At 71.9% G+C, this 25,825-nt stretch carries 23 protein-coding genes; 13 read left to right on the forward strand and 10 right to left on the reverse strand.

The window, feature by feature from the left end:
- Nucleotides 1-197: 197 nt before the first annotated feature.
- Nucleotides 198-461 carry a WhiB family transcriptional regulator gene (locus ACZ7EC_RS31650; RefSeq protein WP_003975777.1) on the reverse strand — a complete coding sequence of 88 codons (264 nt, stop codon included), beginning with the start codon at nucleotides 459-461 and terminating at the stop codon, nucleotides 198-200.
- Nucleotides 462-1,157: 696 nt separating this feature from the next.
- On the opposite strand from ACZ7EC_RS31650, the gene ACZ7EC_RS31655 reads away from it, so the two are divergent.
- From ACZ7EC_RS31655 to ACZ7EC_RS31670, 4 genes are all read left to right on the forward strand, one after another.
- Nucleotides 1,158-1,676: a cysteine dioxygenase gene (locus ACZ7EC_RS31655; RefSeq protein WP_471068278.1), complete on the forward strand. Its 519-nt coding sequence runs from the start codon at nucleotides 1,158-1,160 to the stop codon at nucleotides 1,674-1,676.
- A 34-nt stretch (nucleotides 1,677-1,710) separates the two neighbouring features.
- Entirely contained in the window at nucleotides 1,711-2,670 is a 960-nt protein-coding gene (cofD, locus tag ACZ7EC_RS31660; protein WP_471068280.1) for a 2-phospho-L-lactate transferase, read from the forward strand.
- On the forward strand, nucleotides 2,667-3,989 hold the full coding sequence (locus ACZ7EC_RS31665) for a coenzyme F420-0:L-glutamate ligase (RefSeq protein ID WP_471068283.1): 1,323 nt from the start codon (nucleotides 2,667-2,669) through the stop codon (nucleotides 3,987-3,989). The genes cofD and ACZ7EC_RS31665 overlap by 4 nt, the downstream gene beginning before the upstream one ends.
- 88 nt (nucleotides 3,990-4,077) lie before the next feature.
- Nucleotides 4,078-5,103 carry a DNA-3-methyladenine glycosylase family protein gene (locus tag ACZ7EC_RS31670; RefSeq protein WP_471068286.1) on the forward strand — a complete coding sequence of 342 codons (1,026 nt, stop codon included), beginning with the start codon at nucleotides 4,078-4,080 and terminating at the stop codon, nucleotides 5,101-5,103.
- 237 nt (nucleotides 5,104-5,340) lie between these two features.
- Here the strand turns inward: ACZ7EC_RS31670 and manB are convergent, their stop codons facing one another.
- Nucleotides 5,341-6,423: a mannose-1-phosphate guanylyltransferase gene (gene manB / locus ACZ7EC_RS31675; protein ID WP_471068289.1), complete on the reverse strand. Its 1,083-nt coding sequence runs from the start codon at nucleotides 6,421-6,423 to the stop codon at nucleotides 5,341-5,343.
- Nucleotides 6,424-6,606: 183 nt separating this feature from the next.
- Here manB and ACZ7EC_RS31680 point away from each other — a divergent pair, with 183 nt between their 5' ends.
- The 4 genes from ACZ7EC_RS31680 (at nucleotide 6,607) to ACZ7EC_RS31695 (ending at nucleotide 12,559) form a co-directional block, all read left to right on the forward strand.
- A complete protein-coding gene (locus tag ACZ7EC_RS31680) occupies nucleotides 6,607-7,353 on the forward strand; it encodes a TIGR03089 family protein (protein WP_471068292.1) in 747 nt (248 codons plus the stop codon).
- Nucleotides 7,354-7,540: 187 nt separating this feature from the next.
- Nucleotides 7,541-8,704, forward strand: coding sequence for an LCP family protein (locus tag ACZ7EC_RS31685; protein WP_471068295.1), 1,164 nt, complete (start codon nucleotides 7,541-7,543; stop codon nucleotides 8,702-8,704).
- A gap of 231 nt (nucleotides 8,705-8,935) precedes the next feature.
- On the forward strand, nucleotides 8,936-10,798 hold the full coding sequence (locus tag ACZ7EC_RS31690; RefSeq protein ID WP_471068297.1) for an LCP family protein: 1,863 nt from the start codon (nucleotides 8,936-8,938) through the stop codon (nucleotides 10,796-10,798).
- A 135-nt stretch (nucleotides 10,799-10,933) separates the two neighbouring features.
- Nucleotides 10,934-12,559, forward strand: coding sequence for an LCP family protein (locus ACZ7EC_RS31695; RefSeq protein ID WP_471068434.1), 1,626 nt, complete (start codon nucleotides 10,934-10,936; stop codon nucleotides 12,557-12,559).
- Between the two features lie 78 nt (nucleotides 12,560-12,637).
- Here ACZ7EC_RS31695 and ACZ7EC_RS31700 read toward each other — a convergent pair whose 3' ends face one another.
- Nucleotides 12,638-13,666 (reverse strand): glycosyltransferase family 2 protein, encoded by a 1,029-nt coding sequence (locus tag ACZ7EC_RS31700; RefSeq protein ID WP_471068300.1) that lies wholly within the window; start codon nucleotides 13,664-13,666, stop codon nucleotides 12,638-12,640.
- 126 nt (nucleotides 13,667-13,792) lie between these two features.
- On the opposite strand from ACZ7EC_RS31700, the gene ACZ7EC_RS31705 reads away from it, so the two are divergent.
- A complete protein-coding gene (locus ACZ7EC_RS31705; RefSeq protein WP_471068303.1) occupies nucleotides 13,793-15,295 on the forward strand; it encodes an LCP family protein in 1,503 nt (500 codons plus the stop codon).
- A gap of 49 nt (nucleotides 15,296-15,344) precedes the next feature.
- On the opposite strand, the gene ACZ7EC_RS31710 is transcribed toward ACZ7EC_RS31705, so the two are convergent.
- Nucleotides 15,345-15,902, reverse strand: coding sequence for an acyl-CoA thioesterase (locus ACZ7EC_RS31710; RefSeq protein ID WP_471068306.1), 558 nt, complete (start codon nucleotides 15,900-15,902; stop codon nucleotides 15,345-15,347).
- A 119-nt stretch (nucleotides 15,903-16,021) separates the two neighbouring features.
- Between ACZ7EC_RS31710 and ACZ7EC_RS31715 the strand changes: the two genes are divergently transcribed.
- A complete protein-coding gene (locus ACZ7EC_RS31715) occupies nucleotides 16,022-17,275 on the forward strand; it encodes an LCP family protein (protein ID WP_471068309.1) in 1,254 nt (417 codons plus the stop codon).
- An 84-nt stretch (nucleotides 17,276-17,359) separates the two neighbouring features.
- On the opposite strand, the gene ACZ7EC_RS31720 is transcribed toward ACZ7EC_RS31715, so the two are convergent.
- Complete coding sequence (locus ACZ7EC_RS31720) at nucleotides 17,360-17,716, reverse strand: four-helix bundle copper-binding protein (protein WP_471068311.1); 357 nt, start codon at nucleotides 17,714-17,716, stop codon at nucleotides 17,360-17,362.
- Between the two features lie 155 nt (nucleotides 17,717-17,871).
- Nucleotides 17,872-19,029 (reverse strand): acyl-CoA dehydrogenase family protein, encoded by a 1,158-nt coding sequence (locus ACZ7EC_RS31725; protein WP_093680693.1) that lies wholly within the window; start codon nucleotides 19,027-19,029, stop codon nucleotides 17,872-17,874.
- A 199-nt stretch (nucleotides 19,030-19,228) separates the two neighbouring features.
- Between ACZ7EC_RS31725 and ACZ7EC_RS31730 the strand changes: the two genes are divergently transcribed.
- On the forward strand, nucleotides 19,229-20,572 hold the full coding sequence (locus ACZ7EC_RS31730; protein ID WP_471068314.1) for a UDP-glucose dehydrogenase family protein: 1,344 nt from the start codon (nucleotides 19,229-19,231) through the stop codon (nucleotides 20,570-20,572).
- Between the two features lie 726 nt (nucleotides 20,573-21,298).
- On the opposite strand, the gene ACZ7EC_RS31735 is transcribed toward ACZ7EC_RS31730, so the two are convergent.
- Nucleotides 21,299-21,811: a CGNR zinc finger domain-containing protein gene (locus tag ACZ7EC_RS31735; protein ID WP_471068316.1), complete on the reverse strand. Its 513-nt coding sequence runs from the start codon at nucleotides 21,809-21,811 to the stop codon at nucleotides 21,299-21,301.
- A gap of 83 nt (nucleotides 21,812-21,894) precedes the next feature.
- Between ACZ7EC_RS31735 and ACZ7EC_RS31740 the strand changes: the two genes are divergently transcribed.
- Nucleotides 21,895-22,263, forward strand: a complete 369-nt coding sequence (locus ACZ7EC_RS31740) for a VOC family protein (protein ID WP_471068319.1) — start codon at nucleotides 21,895-21,897, stop codon at nucleotides 22,261-22,263.
- Between the two features lie 24 nt (nucleotides 22,264-22,287).
- Nucleotides 22,288-22,680: a VOC family protein gene (locus tag ACZ7EC_RS31745; protein WP_471068322.1), complete on the forward strand. Its 393-nt coding sequence runs from the start codon at nucleotides 22,288-22,290 to the stop codon at nucleotides 22,678-22,680.
- Between the two features lie 71 nt (nucleotides 22,681-22,751).
- On the opposite strand, the gene ACZ7EC_RS31750 is transcribed toward ACZ7EC_RS31745, so the two are convergent.
- The 3 genes from ACZ7EC_RS31750 to ACZ7EC_RS31760 all read right to left on the reverse strand — a co-directional run bounded on the left by ACZ7EC_RS31750 (nucleotide 22,752) and on the right by ACZ7EC_RS31760 (nucleotide 25,701).
- Entirely contained in the window at nucleotides 22,752-23,930 is a 1,179-nt protein-coding gene (locus ACZ7EC_RS31750) for a dipeptidase (protein ID WP_471068437.1), read from the reverse strand.
- 5 nt (nucleotides 23,931-23,935) lie between these two features.
- Entirely contained in the window at nucleotides 23,936-24,433 is a 498-nt protein-coding gene (gene purE, locus ACZ7EC_RS31755; protein WP_471068439.1) for a 5-(carboxyamino)imidazole ribonucleotide mutase, read from the reverse strand.
- Nucleotides 24,434-24,510: 77 nt separating this feature from the next.
- Complete coding sequence (locus tag ACZ7EC_RS31760; RefSeq protein ID WP_471068324.1) at nucleotides 24,511-25,701, reverse strand: 5-(carboxyamino)imidazole ribonucleotide synthase; 1,191 nt, start codon at nucleotides 25,699-25,701, stop codon at nucleotides 24,511-24,513.
- Between the last annotated feature and the right edge of the window lie 124 nt (nucleotides 25,702-25,825).

The raw sequence follows: 25,825 nt of genomic DNA on the forward strand, positions 1-25,825 counted from the left end.
TGCGGTGGACACCCGCGCCCCCAGGGCCTCGATGGGCTCGCGGGGACAGCGGGGCGTCTCGGACGAGCGACCACACTATCGGCTGCCCACGACGACGGCCCGCCGCCTGTGGATAACCCACGGGCAGCGGGCCGTTCGTGATGTTTTCTCGGGTATGGCGCGGGTATGTACCGGGTGCCCGCGCCGCCGGCGCGCGGTCAGACGGCGGCCTTCTTCAGCCGGCGGCGCTCCCGCTCGGACAGGCCGCCCCAGATACCGAAGCGCTCGTCGTTGGCGAGTGCGTATTCGAGGCATTCGGACCGGACCTCGCAGGCGAGGCAGACCTTCTTGGCCTCTCTGGTGGAGCCGCCCTTCTCGGGGAAGAAGGACTCGGGGTCGGTCTGGGCGCACAGCGCGCGCTCCTGCCAGCCGAGTTCCTCGTCCGCGTCGTCGACCAGCAGTTGCTGCACCAGCTCGGTCATGTGCGCCCCTCGTCTGTCTTTCACGTCCCCGTGCGTAGCCGTTACCGATTTCGGCTGAACGACACGAGTGAAATTACAAGTGTGCTGCTCCGGGCGAGTCAAGCCGAGATCTGCTATTGAGCCCGTTATTCACTCTGCGGAACCAAGGCCATGCGGAAAGTGTTCAAATCGGCATAAACCCCGACACACGGCCGACCGCGCGGTCGACATCCGTCGGACGCCGCACTCCGCCCGGCACCCGCGCGGCCCTGTTCCGGCACCCGCACGGCTCCTGTACGGAGAAAGACGTCCCGACGTTCGATCGCGTTGCACCGCTCGTCGAGCGCTCGGATGTGCCCCATGTGTCCCGGCTTCCCGAGCAGCAAACCTCACCGCGGGCAGATGACCCGGATGAGGTGAAATGTGTCCCACATGGCGGGCATCCGGTTGACAGTGCAGGTGTGAACCGTTGTCCTAGGGGGCATGCTCGCGAACTCGGTATCCACCTCGACCCGCCCCGCCGGGTCCCACGGTGCTGTCCGGGCCCGCTGTAGCTGTTGTCGCTGTTCCAGCTGTTGAGCCGACCCCTCCCGCTTGTCCGGGTCTCCGCTCCGGCCGCCGCCGACGCCCCGCCCCCCGCGCGGGCTCGGCCGTTCTTCCTTCGCAGCCCCTCCCGCCGGGCTTCCACTCTTCTCCGCCGAGGAACCAGCACACCCCATGAACAGCGACAACGACCTCCAGATCGCCGGTGACCTGCTCGAGGTGCCGCACCTGCTGCAGCCACCGCGCGAGCACCCGGCCACCGTCGCGGAGTTCGCGGGCCTGGCCCGCGCCATCGCCGCCGACCGCGCCCAGTGGGCGGACCTCGTGCGCTACGACGCCACGACCCGCTGGTACCACCGGCTGCGCACCGGCCCCGGATACGAGGTCTGGCTGCTGTCCTGGGTGCCGGGGCAGGGCACCGGGCGGCACGACCACGGCCGCTCCTCCGGCGTCCTCACCGTCCTGGAGGGCACGCTCACCGAGCACACCCGGCACGGCTCCAGGACGCTCACGCCCGGCGCCCAGCACGTGTTCGCGCCGGGGTACGCGCACGAGGTCGTCAACGACGCGCTGGAACCGGCCGTCAGCCTGCACATCTACTATCCGGGGCTCACCGAGATGCCCATGCACCCCGCTTCGCACGCCGGTGCGGGTGCCTCCCCCTTCTGCGAGGCGCGTCCGGTGACTGCCTGACGCGCTGTCGGACCCTCCTGCAAGACTGGGTCCCATGCGCATTGTGGTTCTGGCAGGCGGCATCGGTGGTGCCCGGTTCCTGCGCGGTCTCAAGCAGGCCGCGCCGGACGCGGACGTCACGGTCATCGGCAACACCGGCGACGACATCCACCTCTTCGGGCTGAAGGTCTGCCCGGACCTCGACACGGTGATGTACACGCTGGGCGGCGGCATCAACGAGGAGCAGGGCTGGGGGCGGTCCGAGGAGACCTTCCATCTCAAGGAGGAACTGGCGGCCTACGGGGTCGGGCCCGAGTGGTTCGGGCTCGGCGACCGGGACTTCGCCACGCACATCGTGCGGACGCAGATGCTCGGCGCCGGCTATCCGCTGAGCGCGGTCACCGAGGCGCTGTGCGACCGGTGGAAGCCGGGCGTGAAGCTGATCCCGATGACCGACGACCGGGTGGAGACGCATGTGGCCGTCGAGATCGACGGCGAACGCAAGGCGGTCCACTTCCAGGAGTACTGGGTGCGGATGCGGGCCGGTGTGCCCGCCGAGGCGGTGGTGCCGGTCGGCGCCGAGCACTCCAAGCCGGCCCCCGGCGTCCTGGAGGCCATCGCGGAGGCGGACGTCATCCTCTTCCCGCCGTCCAACCCGGTCGTGTCCATCGGCACGATCCTCGCGGTCCCCGGCATCAGGGAAGCCATCGCGGAGGCGGGGGTGCCCGTGGTCGGCCTGTCCCCCATCGTCGGCGACGCGCCGGTGCGCGGGATGGCCGACAAGGTGCTCGCCGCGGTCGGTGTGGAGTCCACGGCCGCCGCGGTCGCCGAGCACTACGGCTCGGGCCTGCTGGACGGCTGGCTGGTCGACACCGTGGACGCCGGGTCGGTGGAGCGCGTGGAGGCCGACGGCATCCGCTGCCGGGCGGTGCCGCTGATGATGACCGACGTGGCCGCGACCGCGCAGATGGCGCGGGAGGCACTGGCACTGGCCGAGGAGGTGCGCGACGCGTGAGCGCGAACCGCGCGGGGCATCCCGCGTTCCAGGTGTGGGCTCCCGCCGGGCTGCCCGAGGTGCAGCCCGGCGACGACCTCGCCAAGCTGATCGCGGCCGCCGAACCCGCCCTGGCGGACGGGGATGTGGTGATCGTCACCTCCAAGATCGTGTCCAAGGCGGAGGGCCGGATCGTCCAGGCCGACGACCGGGAGGCCGCGATCGACGCGGAGGCCGTGCGGGTCGTCGCCCGCCGGGGCACCCTGCGGATCGTGGAGAACCGGCAGGGCCTGGTCATGGCCGCGGCCGGGGTCGACGCCTCCAACACCCCCGCCGGGACCGTGCTGTTGCTCCCCGAGGACCCGGACGCGTCCGCACGGGCGATCCGCGACGGACTGCGCGACACCCTCGGGGTCGAGGTCGGGGTGATCGTCAGTGACACCTTCGGGCGGCCCTGGCGCGCGGGGCTGACGGACGTGGCGATCGGCGCCGCCGGGGTGCGGGTGCTGGACGATCTGCGCGGGGGCACGGACGCGTACGGCAATCCGCTCACCGCCACCGTGGTGGCCACGGCGGACGAGCTGGCCGCCGCCGGCGACCTGGTCAAGGGCAAGGCCGGGGGGCGGCCGGTCGCAGTGGTGCGGGGCCTCGCGCGCATGGTGGACTTGGGCGGCGAGGCGGACACCGGCGCGCGGGCGCTGGTGCGCTCCGCGGCCGACGACATGTTCCGGCTCGGCACCTCCGAGGCGGTCCGCGAGGCCGTGACCCTGAGGCGCACCGTAAGGGCGTTCAACGACAGGCCGGTGGATCCGGGTGCGGTGCGGCGGGCGGTGGCCGCGGCCGTGACCGCGCCCGCGCCGCACCACACCACGCCCTGGCGGTTCGTGCTGCTGGAATCCGCCGAGTCGCGGAACCGGCTGCTGGACGCGATGCGGGACGCCTGGATCGCCGACCTGCGCCGGGACGGCAGGAGCGAGGAGTCCATCGCCAAGCGGGTCCGGCGCGGCGAGGTGCTGCGCGGCGCGCCGTATCTGGCGGTGCCCTGCCTCGTCATGGACGGCTCGCACCACTACGGGGACGAGCGGCGCGACACCGCCGAGCGGGAGATGTTCGTCGTCGCCATGGGCGCGGGCGTGCAGAACTTCCTGGTGGCGCTGGCCGGGGAGCACCTCGGCTCGGCCTGGGTGTCGTCCACGATGTTCTGCCGGGACGTGGTCCGCGAGACGCTCGGGCTGCCCCCGGAGTGGGATCCGATGGGCGCCGTGGCGATCGGTCACCCGGCCCAGGCGCCGAAGCCTCGGGGGGAGCGGGACGCACAGGCGTTCATCGAGGTGCGGTGAGACGAGGCGGGGATCTCGTCCCGAGGCCCTAGTCTCGAAGGGCGGCACCGCGTGCAGCGGCCGTACCGGCATCTTGAGGATCTGATCCGTGGCAGGACGTTTCGTTCAGCGGCCCACGCGCACCACCGTGCGCGGCGGGCAGGCCGGCGTGTCCGCGGGCGGTGGTGCGGCCGGGATACCGCGGCAGGCCGTGGTGCCCGCGCGGGTGCGGCGGTGGGTGCCCGAGGGGCCGCTCGATCTCGGGCTGGTGCTCGGACCGCTCAGACGCGGGCCCGCCGATCCGACGTTCCGGGCGACGGCGGACGGGTCGGTGTGGCGGGCGTGCCGCACCCCGGCCGGGCCGGGCACCCTGCGGGTGCGGGCGTACGGCGGTGAGGTGCTCGGCGAGGCGTGGGGACCCGGCGCGGAGTGGCTGCTCGACGGCCTGCCCGCGCTGCTCGGCGCGGCCGACGATCCGGCGGCGTTCGTGCCCCGGCACCGGGTGGTGGCACTGGCGCGGCACCGGCGGCCGGGGTTGCGGCTGACGCGGACCGGGCTGGTGCTGGAGTCGTTGATCCCGTCGGTGCTGGAGCAGAAGGTCACGACGGATGAGGCGTACCGGGCGTGGCGGCTGCTCGTACGGCGGTTCGGGGAGCCCGCGCCGGGGCCGGCGGGGCTCGGTGAACGGCCGATGTCCGTCATGCCCGCGGCGCGGACATGGGCGCTGATCCCCTCCTGGGAGTGGCACCGGGCCGGAGTCGACGACAAGCGCGCGTCCACGATCCTGCGGGCGGTGCGGGTGGCCGCGCGGATGGAGCAGGCCGCGGGGATGCCGGCCGCGGAGGCCCGAGCGCGGTTGCAGGTGGTGCCGGGAGTGGGGGTGTGGACGTCGGCGGAGGTCGTGCAGCGCAGTCACGGGGCGCCGGACGAGGTGACGGTCGGAGACCTGCACCTGCCGGGGATCGTGGGGTGGGTGCTGGCGGGGAACCGGTACGCCGACGACTCCGAGATGCTGCGTCTGCTGGAGCCGTACGCGGGGCAACGGCATCGTGCCGCCCGGCTGATCCTGTTGAGCGGCCTCGCCCCGGCGCGGCGGGTGCCGAAGATGCCTCGGGTGGACATCGGGTTGCTGTGAGCTGAGGCGGGGGTGGACGCTGGGGGGACCCCCAGGACCCCGCGCGGCACGACTGCCCGCGGCCGAGCGATCAATCGCCCCCGAAGGGGCGCGGGGAACCGCGCGATCAGCCACGGCCCGCCCGCACCCGGCGATCCGCCCGCACCGCCCCCACGCATCCCGTAGGGCGCATCCCGTAGGGGGCGGCCGCACCCCCGTCCCGTAGGGGCCCGCCATCGTCGTGCGGGCCCGCTGGACCTACTGGTCGGACGAGAACCGCACCGCCCCCGCCGGAATACGCGCATCGCACCACACCCGCGCCCCCTCGCGGAGCTCATTGTCGGGGCCGATGACCGCGCCGTCGCCGATGACCGTGCCGGTGAGGACGGAGCGGGCGCCGACGCGGGCGCGGGCGCCGATGAGGGAGTCGGTGATGACCGCGCCCGGCTCGATGACCGCCCCCGGCAGGATCGTCGAGCCGAAGATCCGCGCGCCCTCGGCGACGAACGCGCCCTCCCCCACCACCGTGCCCCCGGTCAGCTTCGCGTCCGGCGCCACCCGCGCCGTCGGCAGCACCAGCCGGTCGCCGCAGCGCCCCGGCACCGCGGGCGACGGCGCCCGCCCGAGCACCAGGTCCGCCGAGCCGCGCACGAACGCCGCCGGGGTGCCGAGGTCCAGCCAGTACGTCGAGTCGACCATGCCCTGGAGGTGTGCCCCGGCCGCGAGCAGCTGGGGGAACGTCTCGCGCTCCACCGACACCGGCCGGCCCGCCGGGATCGTGTCGATGACCGAGCGCCGGAAGACATAGGCGCCCGCGTTGATCTGGTCGGTGACGATCTCCTCCGGCGTCTGCGGCTTCTCCAGGAACGCCAGGACCCGGCCCGTCTCGTCGGTCGGCACCAGGCCGTAGGCCCGCGGGTCGGACACCTTCGTCAGATGCAGCGAGACGTCCGCGCCCGTCGACTCGTGCGTGTCGACCAGGGCCCGGATGTCCAGGCCCGTCAGGATGTCGCCGTTGAAGATCAGCACCGGCTCGTCGGGTCCCGAATGCAGCCGCGAGGCGACGTTGCGGATCGCCCCGCCGGTGCCGAGGGGTTCCTCCTCGGTGACGTATTCGAGGCGGAGGCCCAGCGCCGAGCCGTCGCCGAAGTACGGCTCGAAGACCTCGGCCAGATAGCTGGTGGCAAGGACGATGTGCTCGACGCCCGCGGCTCTCGCCCTCGCCAGCTGATGGGTGAGGAACGGCACGCCCGCGGCCCGGACCATGGGCTTGGGCGTGTGCACGGTGAGCGGGCGCAACCGGGTGCCTTTGCCGCCGACCAGGAGGATCGCTTCTGTCACCTGTCGTCTCTGCTTCCTGCCGGGACCGGCCGAACTGTCTCGTTCTACTCGTATCGGCCGGTCAGTGTATGCAGACGGTAGCGACGGAGGCCGTGACGGCCACGCGGTTAGCCATGAGACGGGTGTGAGATCAGTGAGAGACGCGCCCTCGCGGCGCGCCTGCGCGCGCGTACCCTGTGCCGGGTGAACGCCACCGATCGCACCCCCGCCGACCTGCTGACTTCCGCCCTCGCCGCGGATCCCGGCCGCCCGCTGGTGACCTTCTACGACGATGCCACCGGCGAACGCGTCGAACTCTCGGTCGCCACCTTCGCCAACTGGGTGGCCAAGACCGCGAACCTCCTCCAGGGCGACCTCTCCGTCGAACCCGGCGACCGGGTCGCGCTGCTGCTGCCCGCGCACTGGCAGACCGCGGTGTGGCTGCTGGCCTGCGCCTCGGTGGGCGCGGTCGCGGACGTGGCCGGCGACCCCGCGGCGGCCGACGTGGTCGTCGGCGGCCCGGACACGCTGGAGGCCGCGCGGGCGTGCCGGGGCGAACGGGTCGCGCTGTCCCTGCGGCCGCTCGGCGGTCGGTTCCCGCAGCCGCCGCAGGGGTTCCTCGACTACGCCGTGGAGGTGCCGGGCCAGGGCGACCGGTTCGCCTCCGCGTACGGCGGGGAGTCGGCGCTGATCGTGGCCGGCGCGGAGTTCAGCGGGGCCGAGGTCGTGCAGAAGGCCCTCGCCGACGCGGCCGGGCTGGAGCTGACGGGGCCCGGTTCGCGACTGCTGTCGGGGCTGCCGTACGACACCTGGGAAGGGCTCAGCGCGGGGCTGTTCGCGCCGCTGGCCAGCGGGGGGTCCGTGGTGCTCTGCCGGAATCTGGAGCGCCTGGACGAGGAGGCGCTGGCGAAGCGGATCGAGAGCGAGAAGGTGACGGCGGTACGGCGGTGACCGCGCGCGGATGACGGCGGCCGGATGCCGGGTGCCGGTGCGTCGTGGCCTGTCGCGCGCGTCCCCGCGCCCCTCGGGTAGCGGTGCGTCCTCCCCTTGGAGTAGCAGCGGGCGCCCCGCTGCGCCCTTCCGCCCATCGTCGTAGGAGTACCAGGAAGCACCTCCCGCACCCCGAGGGACCGACGCCATGATCCACTCCCCCGCTCCCGCCGACGGGTCGTCCGCGACCGGGGCCGGGCTGGCGCGGCGGCGTCGGCGGCGGTGGGCCAAGGGGGCGGGGCTCGGGGCGGCGCTCCTGGTGGTGGCGGCCGTCGGGGCGGGGTGGGCGGCGTACGCCCGGCTCAGTGCCCATATCCGGGCCGATGACGCGGCGGCCGCCGAGCTGGGCCGGTACGCGCGCGAGCGGCCCGCGGTCGTGGCGCCCGGCGCGCAGAACATCCTGCTGATCGGGTCCGACAGCCGGGCCGGGGACGGAAACTCCCGCTACGGGCGGGACCTGGGCAGTCAGCGGTCGGACACGACGATCCTGCTGCACCTGGCGGCGGACCGGCGCAGCGCCACCGCCGTGTCCGTGCCGCGGGACCTGATGGTGGACATCCCCGACTGCCTCCAGGGCGACGGCACCCGCGGCCGGCCGGTGTTCGCGATGTTCAACCACGCCTTCGAGCTGGGCGGTTCGGCGTGCACGGTGCGCACCGCGGAGAAGCTCACGGGCATCCGCGTCGACCATCACATGGTCGTGGACTTCAGCGGGTTCAAGGACATGGTGGACGCCGTGGACGGGGTACGGGTCTGCCTGAAGGAGCCCATCGACGACAAGGCCGCGCGGCTCAGGCTGCCCGCGGGCGAGGTCACGCTCGACGGCGAGCAGGCCCTCGGCTACGTACGGGCCCGCGAGTCGCTGGGCGACGGCAGCGACACCGAGCGGATGCGGCGCCAGCAGCGATTCCTCGGCGCGCTGGTCACCAGGGTGCGCGGCAACGACGTACTGCTGAACCCGCTGCGGCTGTACGCCGTCCTGGACGCGGCGGCCTCCTCGCTGACCACCGATCCGGGCCTCGCGGATCTGGGCGACCTGTACCGGCTGGTGCGGACACTGCGCGGCATCCCCACCGGGCGGATGCAGTTCCTGACGGTGCCGAGGGAGCAGTACGTCTACGACGCCGACCGCGACCAACTCGTGGAGCCCGAGGCCGAGAAGTTGTTCCAGCGGCTGCGTGCGGACCAGCCGGTGGTGGTCGCCGGGCAGGCGTCCGAGAAGCCGCCGGCGCCGCGGAAGGACACCAAGAGCAGCCCTTCCCCCGCGCCCACCTACGCCGGGAACACGGCCGCCGAGCAGGGCTGTGCCTAAGGCGTTCACCGCGTCGTCCGGCTTCCGCTCGGAAAATGAGGCGGATTGCCCAGTTGTAGGGACGACGGATTTGTCACCGGGGCCCCTAGACGCTGAACTGGGCGGATAGTGTGAGCGATCCGGTGCACGTGGCCACGAGGTCCGACCTGGGGTCGTGCACTGATTCACCGAGACCCGAGCGCCTTTGCGGGGGAAGGCGCCGCGTGGCCCCGACGGAGGATTCGGACAACCGTGGACGCGCAAGGCCGTGGGCGGGCGGAGAACATCGATCCCGCAGACCAGTGGGTACTCAATCCGAACACCGGCGAATACGAACTGCGACTGCCTCCTTCCGGAACGCAGTCGGTCCCCGGACCGCGCAAGCCGTCCGCCCAGGACGGAGACGGACCCCGGCGCCGCCGGCGCAACGACATGGCGCCCGGTGAGACCCGCGAGATGAGCACGGTGCCCGCGCAGGACGGCGGGCGCGAGGGGGGCGGGACACGCACCCAGGACGGGACGCGGGCCCGGGACGGGGGCCGTACCCGAGAGGGCTCCCGCGCCGGGGACAAGGCGCGCGCCGGGAACGTGCCGCCGCCGAGGACCTCCCGGCGCCGTACCACCGAGCCCGAGGGCGCACCGGGGCGGCGCGGCCGGCGGCCGGTGAAGAAGAAGTCGAAGGCGAAGAAGGTGCTGGCGTGGACCGCCGGCGGCACCGCCTTCGCGCTGGTCGCGGTCGGCGCCGCCGGATACCTGTATCTCAAGCACCTCGAAGGCAACATCAGCGCCACCGACGTCGGGGACGCGGGCTCCAAGGGCTTCAGCAAGGACGAGGCCTTCAACCTGCTGATCATCGGTACCGACAAGCGCACCGGCAAGGGCAACGAGGGCTACGGCGACTCGGGCAGCGTGGGGCACGCGGACACCAACATCCTGCTGCACGTCTCGAAGGACCGGACGAACGCGACCGCGCTGAGCATCCCGCGCGACCTGATCGTGAACGTCCCGGACTGCGCGACCATCCAGCCCGACGGCAGCAAGAAGGTCATCCCCGGCACGGACAACGTGCGCTTCAACACCAGCCTCGGCCAGGACGGCCGCGATCCGGGCTGCACCATGCGCACCGTCGAAGCGGTCACCGGCATACACGTCGACCACTTCATGATGGCCGACTTCAACGCGGTGAAGACGCTGACCAGCGCCGTGGGCGGCGTCGAGGTGTGCGTCGCGCACCCGGTGGACGACAAGGAGTCCCACCTCAAGCTGCCGGCGGGCAAGTCGGTGGTGGAGGGCGAGCAGGCCCTCGCCTTCGTGCGCACCCGGCACAGCTTCGGCAACCAGGGCGACCTGGACCGCATCAAGGTCCAGCAGCAGTTCCTGGGCTCGCTGATGCGCAAGATGTCCTCCAGCGACACCCTCACCAACCCCTCGAAGGTGATGGACCTCGCGGAGGCGGCCACCAAGGCGCTGACCGTCGACACCGGCATAAAGAGCATCAACACGCTGAAGGACATGGCGCTCGAACTCAAGAAGGTGCCGCCGAAGAACATCACCTTCACCACGGTGCCGGTGGTGGACAACCCCGCCGAGAAGGTCCACGCGACGGTGGTGCTCAACCAGGCGGAGGCGCCGGCGGTCTTCCAGGCCATACAGAACGACGTGTCCTTCACCGACGTCAAGCGCAAGGAGAAGGCCGCCAAGGACGCGCAGGCCGCCCGGCTCAAGGGCACCAGGTCCGCGCCCGGCGACGTACGTGTGCGCATCCTCAACAGCGAGGCGGCGCCGGGCAGCGCGCAGGCGGTCCTCGACTGGCTGCAGAACACCGAGGGCGTGCTGAAGTCGGAGAACGCGGGCAACGCCCCGGCCGGGCTGCGGCAGACCACGCTGGAATACGCACCCGACCAGGCCGCGCAGGCACGGGAGTTGGCCGCGCTGATGGGGCTGCCCGGCTCGGCGCTCAAGCCCGGTTCGAGCGTCGTCAACTCCCAGGGACTGCCCGCGATGACCCTGACCCTGGGCAAGGACTTCAAGGGCGCGGGCACGCCGATCGCCGCCCCGGACAAGGCGCCGAAGGTCGACAAGTCAACGGCCAACGAGGTTAAGTGCGCCTCATAGGTAACCCTGCGGGCCCGTCGTGCGTCTAACTACTCGGCGCGGGACGGGCCCGTCGCATGGCGCAAAAGGGCGGGGAGGGCAGGGAAAGTGGCGCAGAGCGAAGTGCGGGGTGACGCTGCCGAAGTGGACGACACGATGGCGCTCAACCCGCGGACGGCGAACCCGGAAGCGAGTGCCGGACGGCACGGCGGGCGGCGCAAGGGGGGCTCGGGTTCAGGAGGTCCGGACGGTCCGGGAGGCGCCACGGCCGGCCGGCGGCGTCGCCGGCGCGCGCTGCGCTGGTCGGCGACGATCCTCGCGGTGGTCATACTCGGCACGGCGGGCGCCGGATACCTCTATTACGAGCATCTGAACGCCAGCATACGCAAGGGCGAGCGCAACAGCGGTGACGCGAAGGCGCAGAAGACCGCCCCGAACGCGGCCGGACAGACCCCGCTGAACATCCTGCTGATCGGCTCGGACAGCCGTAACTCGGCGGAGAACCTGAAGCTCGGCGGCAGCAAGAGCAGCGTCGGCGACCCGCCGCTCGGGGACGTGCAGATGCTCATCCACATATCCGCGGACCGCAAGAGCGCCGCGATGGTGAGCATCCCGCGCGACACCCGTGTCGACATCCCCAAGTGCACGGACCCGGACACCGGCAAGGTCTATCCGGCCACCGACGACATCATCAACACCACTCTCGGCCGGGGCGGCGCCGGCTGCACACTGGCCACCTGGGAGAACCTCACCGGGGTCTACATCGACCACTGGATGACGATCGACTTCGCGGGCGTGGTGAGGATGGCGGACGCCATCGGCGGCGTCGACGTCTGTGTGAAGCAGAACGTCTGGGACCGCCCGACCGCGGCCCAGCGCGGCGGCTCCGGGCTGAAGCTGACCGCCGGGACGCACAAGGTCAAGGGCGTGCAGGCGCTCCAGTGGCTGCGCACCCGGCACGCCTGGGGCAGCGACCTGATGCGGGCCCGTGCCCAGCACATGTACCTCAACTCCATGCTCCGCACGCTGAAGTCGCAGAGCGTGTTCACCGACACCGGGCGCCTGATGGACCTGTCCGACGCGGCCATCAAGTCCCTCAAGGTCTCCGAGGAGATCGGCACGGTCAAGAAGCTCTACGACCTCGGCATGGAGATGAAGTCCGTGCCGTCGGACCGCATCACGAGCGTGACGATGCCCAACGTGCCGGATCCGCGTGATCCCGACAACCACGTCATCCCGAACACGACCGACGCGAGCAAGCTCTGGGAGATGCTCCGGGACGACATCCCGCTCGACAAGAACGGCGGGGCGTCGGGTTCCAAGCAGGCCGCGGACAAGCCGGAGGCGTCGAAGTCGCCCTCCACCGATCCGTCCAGGCTCGGCGTCCTGGTCCAGAACGGCACCGGCTCGGCCACCGAGGCGGCGGTCCCCGGCCGCGCCCGCACCATCGCCGAGGCGCTCGCGGCCGACGGCTACAGCAGGGCGACGGCCGACACCGCGCCCCCGGCGCCGCAGGACAAGACGGTGATCGAGTACCCGAGCGCCGACCTCCAGGGCGACGCCCAGGGCGTGGCCAAGGCGCTGGGCCTGCCGGCCACCGCGGTGAAGCAGTCCACCTCGGTCTCCGGCGTCACCCTGCTGCTGGGCGCCGACTGGCGCACCGGTACGGCCTTCCCGAAGCAGGCCAAGCCCAAGGCCGGCGACCTCCCGTCCAACGCCGACGCCATCAACGGCGCGGACAAGGGCGGCTGCATGGACGTGTACAAGCCGTACCAGTGGTGAACGCCGCACCGGCACCGACGAGGCGGGGCCCCTCCTTCCCGGAGGGGCCCCGCCTTTTCCGCCCGACACCCGCGTCCGTCAGGCGGCGCTCCGCACCACCGGGCGGCGCGAGGCGATGACCCGCTTCGCCAGGGACTTCGGGCTGGTCAGAAAGCCCCAGCCCCAGGACATGTGCATGGTGGCGAGGGCCACGGGGATCTGGAGGCGGGCCCGGAGGGGCAGGCCCTTGCCGGCGGGCAGGGAGCCGAGGACGATCGCGGCGAGATAGCCGCCGGGGACCACCAGGCCCCAGGGGGTCAGGGCCACGCCGACCACCAGGCCCGCGGCGATCGCGCAGACCGCGGTCGGCGGCGCGAGGTAGCGCAGGTTGATCGAGCCGGAGTGGTAGCGGGCGACGACATGGCGCCAGCGCCCGTAGTCCTTGTACTGCTTGGCCAGGGCCCGCACCGAGGGCCGGGGGCGGTACGAGACCTTCAGCTCCGGTGAGAACCAGATCAGGCCGCCCGCCTCGCGGATGCGGAAGTTCAGCTCCCAGTCCTGGGCGCGGATGAACTCCTCGTTGTAGCCGCCCTGTTGCTCCAGCGCCTCGCGGCGGAAGACCCCGAGGTAGACCGTTTCGGCGGGGGCCGCCTCGCCGCCGGTGTGGAAGGCCGCGTTGCCGACACCGATCTTGGAGGTCATGGCGGCGGCGACCGCGTGCTCCCAGTCGTTCTCGCCCTCGGCGTGCATGATGCCGCCGACGTTCTGCGCGCCGGTCTCCTCCAGCAGCCGCACGGCGGTGGCGATGTAGTTCGGCGAGAGCATGCCGTGGCCGTCGACGCGGACCACGATCGGGTGCCGGGATGCCTTGATCGCCGCGTTGAGCGCGGCGGGGGTGCGGCCGGTCGGGTTCGGGACGGTGTGGACGCGGGGGTCCTCGGCCACGAGCGCGGCGGCGATCTCGTCCGTGCGGTCCGTGGACGGACCCAGGGCGATCACGACCTCCATCTCGCCGCCGTACTCCTGCGCGAGGATCGCTTGGACGGCCCCGCGCAGATGCCGCTCCTCGTTGAGGACGGGCATGATCACGGATACAGCGGGGAACCGCACGTCGGACTTGGCGTTCATAGGGCCATCACGTTACCGCGAACGGGGGACACCGGTGCGCGCCGCCGGGGCTCTGACGCGGGATGGAGATCGTATCGGCCTACTGTGCTCACGGATCCCACGTACGGCCTCGTCCGGAGGTGTCCCTTGGCCAGCCCGCCCCGGTCCCCGGCGCGACCCCAGCGCCGCCCGCAGCCGCCCCACCGGCTGCCGCCCCCGCCCGAGCGGACGGCGCGGCCCCTGCCCCGACGACGGCCACGCTGGGCCATGCGGGCGATGACCACGCTGTCGGTGGTGGTGCTCGCCTCCGCGGGCATCGGGCACGCGGTGGTCACCAGCCTGGACGCGGGGATCGCCCGCGTCGACGCCTTCAAGGACATGAAGAACCGGCCGCAGGCGGGCCACGGGATGAACATCCTGCTGGTCGGCACCGACGGCCGGGACAAGATCACCGAACGGCAGCGGCGCGCCTTCCACCTGGGCGGACAGCCCTGCCACTGCACCGACACGATGATGATCGTGCACATCTCGGCGGACCGGGAGCGGGCCACGGTGGTGAGCCTGCCGCGCGACTCCTTCGCCGAGGTCCCCGCGCACCGGGACCAGACCGGCGGCCGGCAGCTCGGCCCGCACCCGCTCAAGCTGAACGCGGCCTACGCCGAGGGCGGTCCCCAGCTGACCGTGCGCACGGTCGAGAGCATGACGCATGTGAAGATCGACCACTATCTGGAGATCGACTTCTCCAGCTTCATGAGGACCGTGGACGTCCTCGGCGGGGTGCGCATCTGTACGGCGACGCCGCTGAAGGACAGCTACAGCGGGCTCGACCTCGCGCCCGGCACGCACACCCTGCTGGGCGGTGAGGCGCTCCAGTACGTGCGCTCACGGCACCTGGACGGGGCGAGCGACCTGGGCCGGATGAAGCGGCAGCAGCGGTTCCTGGCCGCGCTGATCGACAAAGCGACGTCCTCGGGGGTGCTGCTGAACCCGATGCGCTTCCGGGACGTGACCCGCGCGGTGCTCGGTTCCGTGCGCGCCGATGTGGGCTTCGGCACCGACGAGCTGCTCGACCTCGGGCGCGCGATGCGGAACTTCTCGCCCTCGTCCTCCGAGTTCACGACCGTGCCCATCGGGCGGATGGACTACCCGGTCAAGGGCGTCGGCTCGACCCTGAAGTGGGACCCGGCCCGTTCGGCCCGGCTGTTCCAGGCGCTGCGCGACGACAAACCGCTCAGCACGCCCCGCCCGCACCCCGCCGACGCCCCGGTGACCGTCGAGACGGACCCGCGGGGAATCCGGGTCGAGGTGGCTAACGGCACCGCCACGAGCGGGCTGGCCAAGCGGATCGACGCCGAGCTGGCGGCGACCGGCTTCGCCACCACCCATCAGCCGGTGACCGCGCCCGCCCGGCTGCCGACCACCGTCATCACGTACGACCCCCGCTGGGACCGCTCCGCGCAGACCCTGGCGGCGGCCCTGCCGGGCAGCGAGCTGCGCGCGGCGCCGGGTCAGGGGCCGGTGCTGAAGGTGATCGCGGGGGACGGGTTCAAGGGCGTGCGGGCGGTGCGCTTCGAGGATCCGGGGCGCCCGGCGCAGGGCGCCGGGGGCGTGGTGCGCGGCAACGAGGTGGTCTGCTCGGGGGACGCCTGAGCGGACACCTCTCCCGGCCGCCTCCGATTTCGGTGCCCGAACCCGTCCGCTAGTCCCGGAACCCGTCCGCCGCCCGCTGTTCGCGCAGCTCCAGGATGGCGCGGCGGCGGGCCAGCCGGTGGGTGCGGCGGATCTGCGCCTCCTGGTAGCGGCGCCGGTCCCGGTCGGTCTCCGGTATCACCGGGGGCACCTGGCGGGGCTTGCCGTCGGCGTCCACGGCGGCGAAGACCAGGTAGGCCGAGCCGACCTGGGTGGGCGGGTCGGACTCGTTCCAGCGCTCGGCGAGGACCCGTACGCCGACCTCCATGGAGGTCCGGCCGGTCCAGTTGACCTGCGCCTTCACATGGACCAGGTCACCGACGCGGACCGGTTCGAGGAAGGCCATCTCGTCCATGGAAGCGGTGACGGCGGGGCCGCCGGAGTGCCGGCCGGCCACGGCTCCCGCCGCGTCGTCCACCAGCTTCATGATCACCCCGCCGTGCACCGTACCCAGCAGGTTGGTGTCGTTGTGGGTCATGATGTGGCTGAGCGTGGTGCGCGACGCGGACGTGGGCTTGCCCGGAATATCCGGTTCCACTGCTTCCGACTCCGTGGCCTGGTCTGTCATGCCCTCCACCTTATGCCGAAGCCGCTTTCGCGGAATTTGTGTCAGCTTCGCAACAGCGCCGCCCTTATTTTCCGACAGCTCTTGTAAGCCATACGGCGGAGCCCTGCACACTGGTCGGCATGAATGACTGGCCCGAGGCATGGTCCGACGACAACCGCGGCCCCCGCTATGGACGCGGCAGTGGCGGCGCACAGCCCGAAGGCGCCCGCGCGATGCGCCAGGTGCGGCGCGGCCCGGCGGCACCGCAGTACGGGGCCGGCGTTCCGCAGCAGCCGTCGTACGCGGACGGCGGCTACGACAGCGAGTACGACAGCGGTTACAACACCGGCCAGGTCTACGGCACCCCCGGCGGCCGGGGCCCCGGTGGCGCGCCGGGCGCAGGCCAGAGACCCGCCCCGAACTGGCGGCGGCGGATCAAGTGGACCGCGATCACCCTGGTGACCGTGCTGATCGTCACATCGGTCGCGACCTACTTCTGGGCCGATTCCAAGCTGCGCCGCGAGGTCGACCTGTCCAAGGTGATCGACCGGCCGCAGTCGGGGTCCGGCACCAACTATCTGATCGTCGGCTCGGACAGCCGTGAGGGCATGTCCAAGGCGGACGAGCAGAAGCTGCACACCGGCGCCGCCGAGGGCAAGCGCACGGACTCGATGATGATCCTGCACGTCGGCGACAACGGCGACACGCTGATCTCGCTGCCGCGCGACTCGAACGTGGTGATCCCCTCGTACAAGGGCTCGACCTCCGGGAAGGTCTACCCCGCCACGGGCCGGCAGGAGAAGCTGAACGCGGCCTACGCCGAGGACGGGCCGACGCTGCTGGTGCGCACGATCGAGTACAACACCGGGCTGCACATCGATCACTACGTGGAGATCGGCTTCGAGGGCTTCGCCAACATCGTGGACGCGGTCGGCGGGGTCCAGATCGACATCGACAAGGGCTTCAAGGACAAGTGGTCCGGCGCCGACTTCAAGGCCGGCAAGCAGACCCTGAACGGCCGGCAGGCGCTCGCCTTCGTGCGCACCCGGCACGCCTTCGCCGCCTCCGACCTGCAGCGGACCAAGAACCAGCAGAAGTTCCTGTCGGCGCTGGCCCACGAGGTGGCGACGCCCTCGACCGTGCTGAACCCGTTCAGGTTCTATCCGACCATGGGCGCGGGTCTGGACTCGCTGATCGTGGACAAGGACATGTCCCTGTGGGACCTGGCCTCGATGTTCTGGGCCATGAAGGGCGTCAACGGCGGTGACGGCACGTCCATGAACATGCCCATCTCCGGCTCCACCGGCGGCAACCTCGTCTGGGACAAGGCGAAGGTGAAGACGCTGGTGGACGAGTTGAACAACGACCAGAAGATCACGGTCTCCGGCAGCTAGCCAGGACGGCGCGACAGGGGCGGCCGGGCCGCCGCGCGGGCGGGCAGGCCCCCGTGCGGCAACACCGGCCGCCCTCCGCCGTGGTCACATGGCCATCGCGCGGCACATCCGGGCGCACGTGCGACACGCCTCCGCGCAGCGCATCAGCTGTGGGTCGTCGGGCATGGCCATACACGCCTCGGCGGCCATGTCGCACGCCTTGGCGCACATCGCGCACATCTCGCCCGACATGGGCGAGCGGCGCATCATCATGTCGGCGCACATCCGGGTCGTCTCGGAGCAGTCCATGAGCGCGCGCATGATCTGCATCTGCGCCTGCCCGCCCTGCTGCATGCAGGAGCTCATGGTCTCCTCGCAGACGCTGTGGCAGTTCATGCAGGCCTCGATGCAGTCCTGCATCTGCTGGGTCATGGCGGGCATCGTCGTTCCGGGCTGGGCCATGGCTCCTCCTCGGAGCAGGGGGACCCTGTGCATGGGTCCCGTGTGCTTCCGTCCTACGTCGCCAGGACCGCCCTCGCATGTGACCGACCGGTCGTAAGGCCGCCCGAACGCACGGAAGGCGCCCCGCGGGACGCCTTCCGGTCATGCGTGCGCCGTTACGGCAGGTTGCGCGCCATGACGATGCGCTGGACCTGGTTGGTGCCCTCGTAGATCTGGGTGATCTTGGCGTCGCGCATCATGCGCTCGACCGGGTAGTCGCGGGTGTAGCCGTAGCCGCCGAGGAGCTGGACGGCGTCGGTGGTGACCTCCATGGCGACGTCCGAGGCGAAGCACTTGGCGGCGGCGCCCAGGTAGGTCAGGTCGGCGTCGCCGCGCTCGGAGGCGGCGGCGGCCTGGTAGGTCAGGGCGCGGGCGGCGGAGATCTTCATCGACATGTCCGCGAGCATGAACTGGATGCCCTGGAAGTCGGCGATCGCCTTGCCGAACTGCTTGCGCTCCTGGACGTAGCCCTTGGCGTAGTCCAGGGCGCCCTGCGCGACACCGAGCGCCTGGGCGGCGATGGTGATGCGGGTGTGGTCCAGGGTCTTCATCGCCGTCATGAAGCCCGTGCCCTCCTCGCCGATCATGCGGTCGGCGGGGATGCGGACGTTGTCGAAGTAGACCTCGCGGGTCGGGGAGCCCTTGATGCCGAGCTTCTTCTCGGGGGCGCCGAAGGAGACGCCCTCGTCCGACTTCTCCACCACGAAGGCCGAGATGCCCTTGGAGCGCTTGGTCGGGTCGGTGACGGCCATGACCGTGTAGTACTCGGAGACGCCCGCGTTGGTGATCCAGCGCTTGACACCGTTGAGGATCCAGTGGTCGCCGTCGCGGACCGCCTTGGTCTTCATGCCGGCCGCGTCCGAACCCGCGTCCGGCTCGGAGAGGCAGTACGAGAACATCGCGTCGCCCTTGGCCAGCGGGCCCAGGTACTTCTTCTTCAGCTCCTCGGAGCCGGAGAGGATCACGGGGAGCGAGCCCAGCTTGTTCACCGCGGGGATCAGGGAGGAGGAGACGCAGGCGCGGGCCACCTCCTCGATCACGATGACCGTGGCGAGCGCGTCGGCGCCGGCGCCGCCGTACTCCTCGGGGACGTGCACGGCGTGCATGTCGTTGGCCACCAGCGCGTCGAGTGCCTCCTGCGGGAAGCGGGCCTCCTCGTCCACCGCGGCGGCGTACGGCGCGATCTTCGCCTCGACCAGGGAGCGGACGGCGTCGCGGAGCATGTCGTGCTCCTCGGACGGGCGGTACAGGTCGAAGTCAGCCGATCCGGCCAAGGTCTCTCACGCTCCAAAGACGCAGTGATGATGACGCATCACGGACATTACAAACGCTAATTACCGTTAAGTAACTCAAATTTTAGGGCCCTGTCCCCGACTCGCCTACGTGAGGTTGGCGACAGCGGGAAAGTTGCCCCCCGACCGGCCCGGCTATGCTCGGGCCCGCACGAGAGAATCCCCGAGCTGGAGCGCGTCCATGAGCCTGAAGATCACCGTGATCGGCACCGGGTATCTCGGCGCCACCCACGCCGCGGCCATGGCCGAGCTGGGGTTCGAGGTGCTGGGCCTGGATGTCGTACCCGAGAAGATCGCCCTGCTGGAGCGCGGCGAGACCCCGATGTACGAGCCGGGCCTCGACGAGCTGCTGCGCCGGCACGTGACCGGCATCGAGGGGTCAACCGGGCGGCTCCGCTTCACCACCGACTGGGCCGAGGTCGGCGCCTTCGGCGATGTGCACTTCGTGTGTGTCAACACCCCGCAGAAGCACGGCGAGTACGCCTGCGACATGTCGTACGTCGACTCCGCGATCGCCTCCCTCGCCCCCCATCTGCGCGGCCCCGCCCTGGTGGTCGGCAAGTCCACGGTGCCGGTGGGCTCGGCCGACCGGCTGGCCGCCTACCTCGCCGGGCACGCCCCCGCGGGCGGCGACGCCGAGCTGGCCTGGAACCCGGAGTTCCTGCGCGAGGGCTTCGCCGTCGAGGACACCCTGCACCCGGACCGGATCGTGGTCGGGGTGCGCAGCGAGCGGGCCGAGAAGCTGCTGCGCGAGGTGTACGCGACGCCGATCGGCGAGGGCACTCCCTTCGTCGTCACCGACTTCCCCACCGCCGAACTGGTGAAGACCGCCGCCAATTCCTTCCTCGCCACCAAGATCTCGTTCATCAACGCGATGGCGGAGGTCTGCGAGGCCGGCGGCGGCGACGTGGCCAAGCTGGCGGAGGCGATCGGGCACGACGACCGGATCGGGAGCAAGTTCCTGCGCGCCGGGATCGGTTTCGGCGGCGGCTGCCTGCCCAAGGACATCCGGGCGTTCATGGCCCGCGCCGGCGAGCTGGGCGCGGACCAGGCGCTGACCTTCCTGCGGGAGATCGACTCCATCAACATGCGCCGGCGCGGCCAGATGGTGGAGATGGCCCGCGAGGCGCTGGGCGGCGGCTCCTTCCTCGGCAAGCGGGTCGCGGTGCTCGGCGCCACCTTCAAGCCCGACTCGGACGACGTCCGCGACTCGCCCGCGCTGAACGTGGCCGGCCAGATACACCTCCAGGGCGGCCAGGTGACGGTGTACGACCCGAAGGGCATGGACAACGCCCGCAAGGTCTTCCCCACCCTGGGCTACGCCGAGTCGGCGCTCGACGCGGTGCGCGGCGCGGACGTCGTGCTGCACCTGACCGAGTGGCGCGAGTTCCGCGAGCTGGACCCGGCCCGGCTGGGCGCGGTCGCGGCGGCACGGGTGCTGCTCGACGGGCGCAACACCCTCGACCCGGAGCTGTGGCGCCGTGCGGGCTGGACGTACCGGGCGATGGGGCGGCCGACCGCCTGACGAGCGGGTCGCCCGACGGGCAGGTTTGCCTGACGGGCAGGTTGTCCGGCGGCCGGGTCGCCCGACTGGGCAGGCTTGTCTGACGGGCGTCGTCCGGCGGGCGGGTCATCCGGCAGGCAGGTTTGCCTGAGGGGCAGGTTGTCCGGCGGACGGGTTGCCCGGCAGGCGGGTCGTCGGGCAGGCAGGCTTGCCTGACGGGCGTCGTCCGGCGCGCGGGTCGTACGACAGACGGGTTGCCCGGCGGCCGGATCGTCCGGCGGGCAGGCTTGCCTGACGGGCGTCGTCCGGCGGGCGGGTCGTGCGACAGGCAGGCTTGCCCGGCGGGCGGATCGTCCGACAGGCGGGTCGTCCGGCGGGCAGGCTTGTCTGACGGGCAGGCTGTCCCAGTGCGTCGCCCGACAGACGGGTTGCCCGACAGACGGGTTGCCCGGCGGCCGGATCGTCCGACGGGCGTCGTCCGGCAGCCGGGTCGCCCGGCGGGCGGATCATCCGACAGGCAGGCTTGCCTGACGGGCAGGTCGTCGGGCGGGCGTCGTCCGCGCGCGGGTCGCCCGACAGACGGGTTGCCCGGCGGGCGGGTCGTCCGGCGGGCAGGTTTGCCTGACGGGCGTCGTCCGGCGGGCCGGGAAGGCGGCGCGGGTTCGGCCGAGGCTCAGTCGGCCGAACCGGCGCCGTCTGGCATTTTGCCCCAGCCTCCTGTGCCCCAGGGCCCCGGCTTCCCGCGCTTTACGCCCCCTTGGCCCGGTACCGCCGCATCTTCTCGCGCGCCCCGCAGACCCGCATCGAGCACCAGCGGCCGCGTCCGGCGGGGCTGCGGTCGTAGTACGCCCAGTGGCACGTCGCGGCCTCGCACGCCTTCAGCCGCATCCAGGTGCCCGCCGCCAGCGCCTCGGCGACGGCGACGGCGACCCGGCAGAACAGATCCGCGTCCGCGGCGGGGGCGGGGGCGAGCGCCGCCGAGCCGTCCCGCCCGTCCACGGCGACGTACAGCGGCGCGCGGGCCAGCAGTTCGCCGAGCGGGGCGATGGGCCGGTGCGGCGGATGCCCGGCATGGGCGAGCAGGACGGCCCGCAGCGACTCCCGCAGCTCCCGCGCCCGCGCGAGCCCGTCCTCGGTGATCCCGAAAACCCGGCGCCCCTCCTCGGTGTCCAGCGCGTCGGTGCCGTCCGCCAGGTCCACGGTGTTGACCAGGGACTCGATCAGCGCCAGACCTCCGGGAGCGGCCGATCTCTCGTACATGGTTGCGACGTTACCCCTTTGCGGGGAGCATGAGGTCACCGTTACCGGTTACCCGGCTCTACAGGTAACAGAAGGAGGTCGACATGGCTCTCGCGAAGCTCGGTGTGGTGGTCCTGGACTGTCCGGATCCCGACGCGCTGGCCGGTTTCTACGCCGAAGTGCTCGGCGGCACGGTGGAGCGCGAGCAGGACGGCCGCTGGGTGGACCTGAAGGTGCCCGGCGGGCAGGCGCTCGCCTTCCAGCAGGCCGAGGGATACACCCCGCCCGAGTGGCCCCGCGCCGACCACGACGGCCAGCAGTTCCACCTGGACCTGGACGTGCCGGACCTGGACGCGGCGCAGGAGGGCGTGCTGAAACTGGGGGCGGCGCTCCTGGACGCCGGGGAGCCCGGCCGGTCCTGGCGGGTGTACGCCGACCCCGCCGGGCACCCGTTCTGCCTGTGCGCCGGCTGAAACCGTCTCCCGAGGAGGAAAACCATGGCGTCCGTCGCCCACTTCCGCAACGTCGTGCTCGACTGCCCCGACCCGCACGCCCTGGCCGCCTTCTACGCGGCGGTGGGCGGGGGCACGCCCGTGGCCGAGGACGACAGCTGGGTCGTGCTCCAGATCCCCGGCGGGCCCCGGCTGGCCTTCCAGCGGGCCGAGGGCCACACCCCGCCCGAGTGGCCCCGCGCCGACCACAACGGCCAGCAGCTCCACCTGGACTTCGACGCGGGCAGCACCTGGGCGGAGATGGACACGGCCCATGAGCGGGTTCTGGCGCTCGGCGCCCGCCCGCTGGACCAGGAGGACCGCGAGAAGAAGGACTTCGTGGTGTACGCCGACCCGGCCGGGCATCCGTTCTGCCTGTGCCGGATCGAACACCGGTGAGGAGCGTGCGCCGGTACGCCGAGGGGGCGGGGTGACCGATCGGCCGCCCCGCCCCCTCGGGTCACCGCGGCTCAGCCGTCCAGCGACTCGATCGTCGCGTGGGACGGCGCACGCTTCGACTGGAGGTCGCGGGCCACGTCCTCCGCCGCGCCCAGCACCCGTACCGCGTTCTGCCAGGTGAGCTTGGCGAGGTCGGCCTTGGACCAGCCGCGGTCCAGCAGTTCCGCCAGGAGGTTCGGGTAGCCGGAGACGTCGTCGAGGCCGTCCGGGGTGAAGGCCGTACCGTCGTAGTCGCCGCCGATGCCGAGGTGGTCGATGCCGGCGACCTCGCGCATGTGGTCCAGGTGGTCGGCGATCACCGGCACCGTGGCGACCGGGCGCGGGGTGCGCTCCTCGAAGGCGCGGTGCACCTTCATCGCCTCGGCGGTGGTGTCCAGGTGGTGCAGGCCGTGGGCGCGCAGGTTCTCGTCGGCCGCGGCCGTCCAGTCGACGGCCGCCTGGAGCACGAACTTCGGCACGAACGTCACCATCGCCACGCCGCCGTTGGCGGGCAGCCGCTCCAGCACGTCGTCCGGGATGTTGCGGGGGTGGTCGCAGACCGCGCGGGCCGAGGAGTGCGAGAAGATCACCGGCGCGCCGCTCGCGTCCAGCGCGTCGCGCATGGTCGACGGCGCCACGTGCGAGAGGTCGACCAGCATGCCGAGCCGGTTCATCTCGCGGACCACCTCGCGGCCGAACGCGGTCAGGCCGTTCGCCTTCGGAATGTCGGTCGCCGAATCCGCCCAGTCCACGTTGGAGTTGTGGGTGAGCGTCATGTAGCGCACGCCGAGCGCGTACAGACCGCGCAGGGTGCCCAGCGAGTTGGCGATCGAGTGGCCGCCCTCGGCGCCCATCAGCGAGGCGATACGGCCCTCACCGCGCGCCGCCTCCATGTCGGCGGCGGTCAGCGCGGGCGCCAGATCCGCCGGGTAGCGGTCGAGGAGCTGCCGTACGCAGTCGATCTGCTCCAGCGTCGCGGCCACCGGGTCGGGCTGCTCGGCCGGCACGTACACCGACCAGTACTGGGCGCCGACGCCGCCCGCGCGCAGCCGGGGGATGTCGGTGTGCAGGTGCCCGTGCTGGTGGCCGGCGATGTCCAGGCGGTCCAGGTCGTAACCCGCCTTCTCGCGCAGCGCCCAGGGCAGGTCGTTGTGCCCGTCGACCACGGGGAACTCGCGCAGCAGCGCGCGAGCCTCGTCCAGATGCGTCACGGCGCTCACTTCCCGAAGCCGAAGCCGCCGGCGCCCCCGACCTTGGACCGCAGCCGCCTGCCCTTCTCGGTGGCCTGGTCGTTCAGGTCGTGCTGGAAGTCGCGCATGCGGTGCAGCAGGTCCTCGTCGTGCGTGGCGAGGATGCGGGCCGCGAGCAGACCGGCGTTGCGGGCGCCGGCGACGGAGACCGTGGCGACCGGGACCCCGGCCGGCATCTGCACGATCGACAGCAGGGAGTCCATGCCGTCCAGGTACTTCAGCGGCACCGGCACGCCGATGACCGGCAGCGGGGTGACGGAGGCGAGCATGCCCGGCAGATGGGCGGCGCCGCCGGCCCCGGCGATGATCACCTTGAGCCCGCGGTCGGCCGCCTGCTCGCCGTACGTGATCATCTCGCGGGGCATCCGGTGCGCGGAGACGACGTCGACCTCGTAGCCGATCTCGAACTCGTCCAGGGCCTTGGCCGCGGCTTCCATGACGGGCCAGTCGGAGTCCGACCCCATGACGATGCCGACCAGCGGAACGGGACGCGCCCCGGCGCTCGTCGAGGGGCGGTGGTCGGGTGACGGCGGGGCGGGGCTCATTCGGTGATCGTGCCTCTCAGGTAGCCGGCTGCGTGACGGGCGCGCTCCAGCACGTCGTCCAGGTCGTCGCCGTAGGTGTTGACGTGTCCCACCTTGCGGCCGGGCTTCACGTCCTTGCCGTACATGTGGATCTTGAGCTTGGGGTCGCGGGCCATGCAGTGCAGGTACGCGGAGTACATGTCCGGGTAGTCCCCGCCCAGCACGTTGACCATCACGGTCCACTTGGCGCGCGGGCGCGGGTCGCCGAGGGGCAGGTCGAGGACGGCGCGGACGTGGTTGGCGAACTGCGAGGTGATCGCGCCGTCCTGGGTCCAGTGGCCGGAGTTGTGCGGGCGCATCGCCAGCTCGTTGACGAGGATGCGGCCGTCGCGGGTCTGGAACAGCTCGACGGCGAGGTGCCCGACGACGTCCAGCTCCTTGGCGATGGTCAGGGCCAGCCGCTCGGCGTGCAGGGCGAGGTCCTCGGACAGGTCGGGGGCCGGCGCGATGACCGTGTCGCACACGCCGTTCACCTGCCGGGACTCCACCACCGGGTAGGCGACGGCCTGGCCGTGCGGGGAGCGTACGACGTTGGCGGCGAGCTCGCGGACGTAGTCGACCTTCTCCTCGGCGAGGACCGGCACGCCCGCCCGGAACGGCTCGGCGGCCTCCTCGGCGTTCTTGACGACCCATACGCCCTTGCCGTCGTAGCCGCCGCGGACGGTCTTGAGGACGACCGGGAAGCCGCCCGCCGGCCGCCCGCCGCCCTCGCCGGAGGGCACTTCCTGCCCGCCCTGTGCGAGCTCCGCCGCGAACCGGACGACGTCCTCCGGGTCCGCGACGATCCGGTGCCGCGGGCACGGGATGCCGATCGCGTCGAGCCGGGCCCGCATCACGCCCTTGTCCTGGGCGTGCACGAGCGCGTCGGGCCCCGGACGCACGGGGATGCCGTCCGCCTCCAGGGCCTTGAGATGCTCGGTGGGCACGTGCTCGTGATCGAAGGTGATCACGTCACAGCCGCGCGCGAACTCGCGCAGCGTGTCCAGATCGCGGTAGTCGCCGATGACGACATCGCTCACGACCTGCGCCGCGGAATCCTGAGGGGTGTCACTGAGGAGCTTGAACCTGATGCCCAGCGGAATGCCCGCCTCGTGCGTCATACGCGCGAGCTGACCACCGCCGACCATGCCGACTACCGGGAACGTCACACCTACAGCGTATCGGCCACCGCGGGCCGCCGGATCGCCTCCCTCCGCCGGGGCTCCCTCACACCGGCGTGCCCCGCCCGCCCCCCGGCTCTTACCCACCGCTTTCCGGCCTCTTTCCGACCTG

The organism is Streptomyces sp. NPDC037203, from assembly GCF_055605065.1.

What these genes read in the sequence shown, in the direction of transcription:
- cofD (WP_471068280.1), top strand. Translation starts at nt 1,711, where the DNA reads ATGCGCATTGTGGTTCTGGCAGGCGGCATCGGTGGTGCCCGGTTCCTG.
- ACZ7EC_RS31720 (WP_471068311.1), bottom strand. Translation starts at nt 17,716, where the DNA reads ATGGCCCAGCCCGGAACGACGATGCCCGCCATGACCCAGCAGATGCAG.
- ACZ7EC_RS31700 (WP_471068300.1), bottom strand. Translation starts at nt 13,666, where the DNA reads ATGAACGCCAAGTCCGACGTGCGGTTCCCCGCTGTATCCGTGATCATG.
- ACZ7EC_RS31685 (WP_471068295.1), top strand. Translation starts at nt 7,541, where the DNA reads ATGATCCACTCCCCCGCTCCCGCCGACGGGTCGTCCGCGACCGGGGCC.
- ACZ7EC_RS31730 (WP_471068314.1), top strand. Translation starts at nt 19,229, where the DNA reads ATGAGCCTGAAGATCACCGTGATCGGCACCGGGTATCTCGGCGCCACC.
- ACZ7EC_RS31745 (WP_471068322.1), top strand. Translation starts at nt 22,288, where the DNA reads ATGGCGTCCGTCGCCCACTTCCGCAACGTCGTGCTCGACTGCCCCGAC.
- ACZ7EC_RS31715 (WP_471068309.1), top strand. Translation starts at nt 16,022, where the DNA reads ATGAATGACTGGCCCGAGGCATGGTCCGACGACAACCGCGGCCCCCGC.
- ACZ7EC_RS31695 (WP_471068434.1), top strand. Translation starts at nt 10,934, where the DNA reads ATGGCGCTCAACCCGCGGACGGCGAACCCGGAAGCGAGTGCCGGACGG.
- purE (WP_471068439.1), bottom strand. Translation starts at nt 24,433, where the DNA reads ATGGGGTCGGACTCCGACTGGCCCGTCATGGAAGCCGCGGCCAAGGCC.
- ACZ7EC_RS31650 (WP_003975777.1), bottom strand. Translation starts at nt 461, where the DNA reads ATGACCGAGCTGGTGCAGCAACTGCTGGTCGACGACGCGGACGAGGAA.
- ACZ7EC_RS31710 (WP_471068306.1), bottom strand. Translation starts at nt 15,902, where the DNA reads ATGACAGACCAGGCCACGGAGTCGGAAGCAGTGGAACCGGATATTCCG.
- ACZ7EC_RS31735 (WP_471068316.1), bottom strand. Translation starts at nt 21,811, where the DNA reads ATGTACGAGAGATCGGCCGCTCCCGGAGGTCTGGCGCTGATCGAGTCC.
- ACZ7EC_RS31655 (WP_471068278.1), top strand. Translation starts at nt 1,158, where the DNA reads ATGAACAGCGACAACGACCTCCAGATCGCCGGTGACCTGCTCGAGGTG.
- ACZ7EC_RS31740 (WP_471068319.1), top strand. Translation starts at nt 21,895, where the DNA reads ATGGCTCTCGCGAAGCTCGGTGTGGTGGTCCTGGACTGTCCGGATCCC.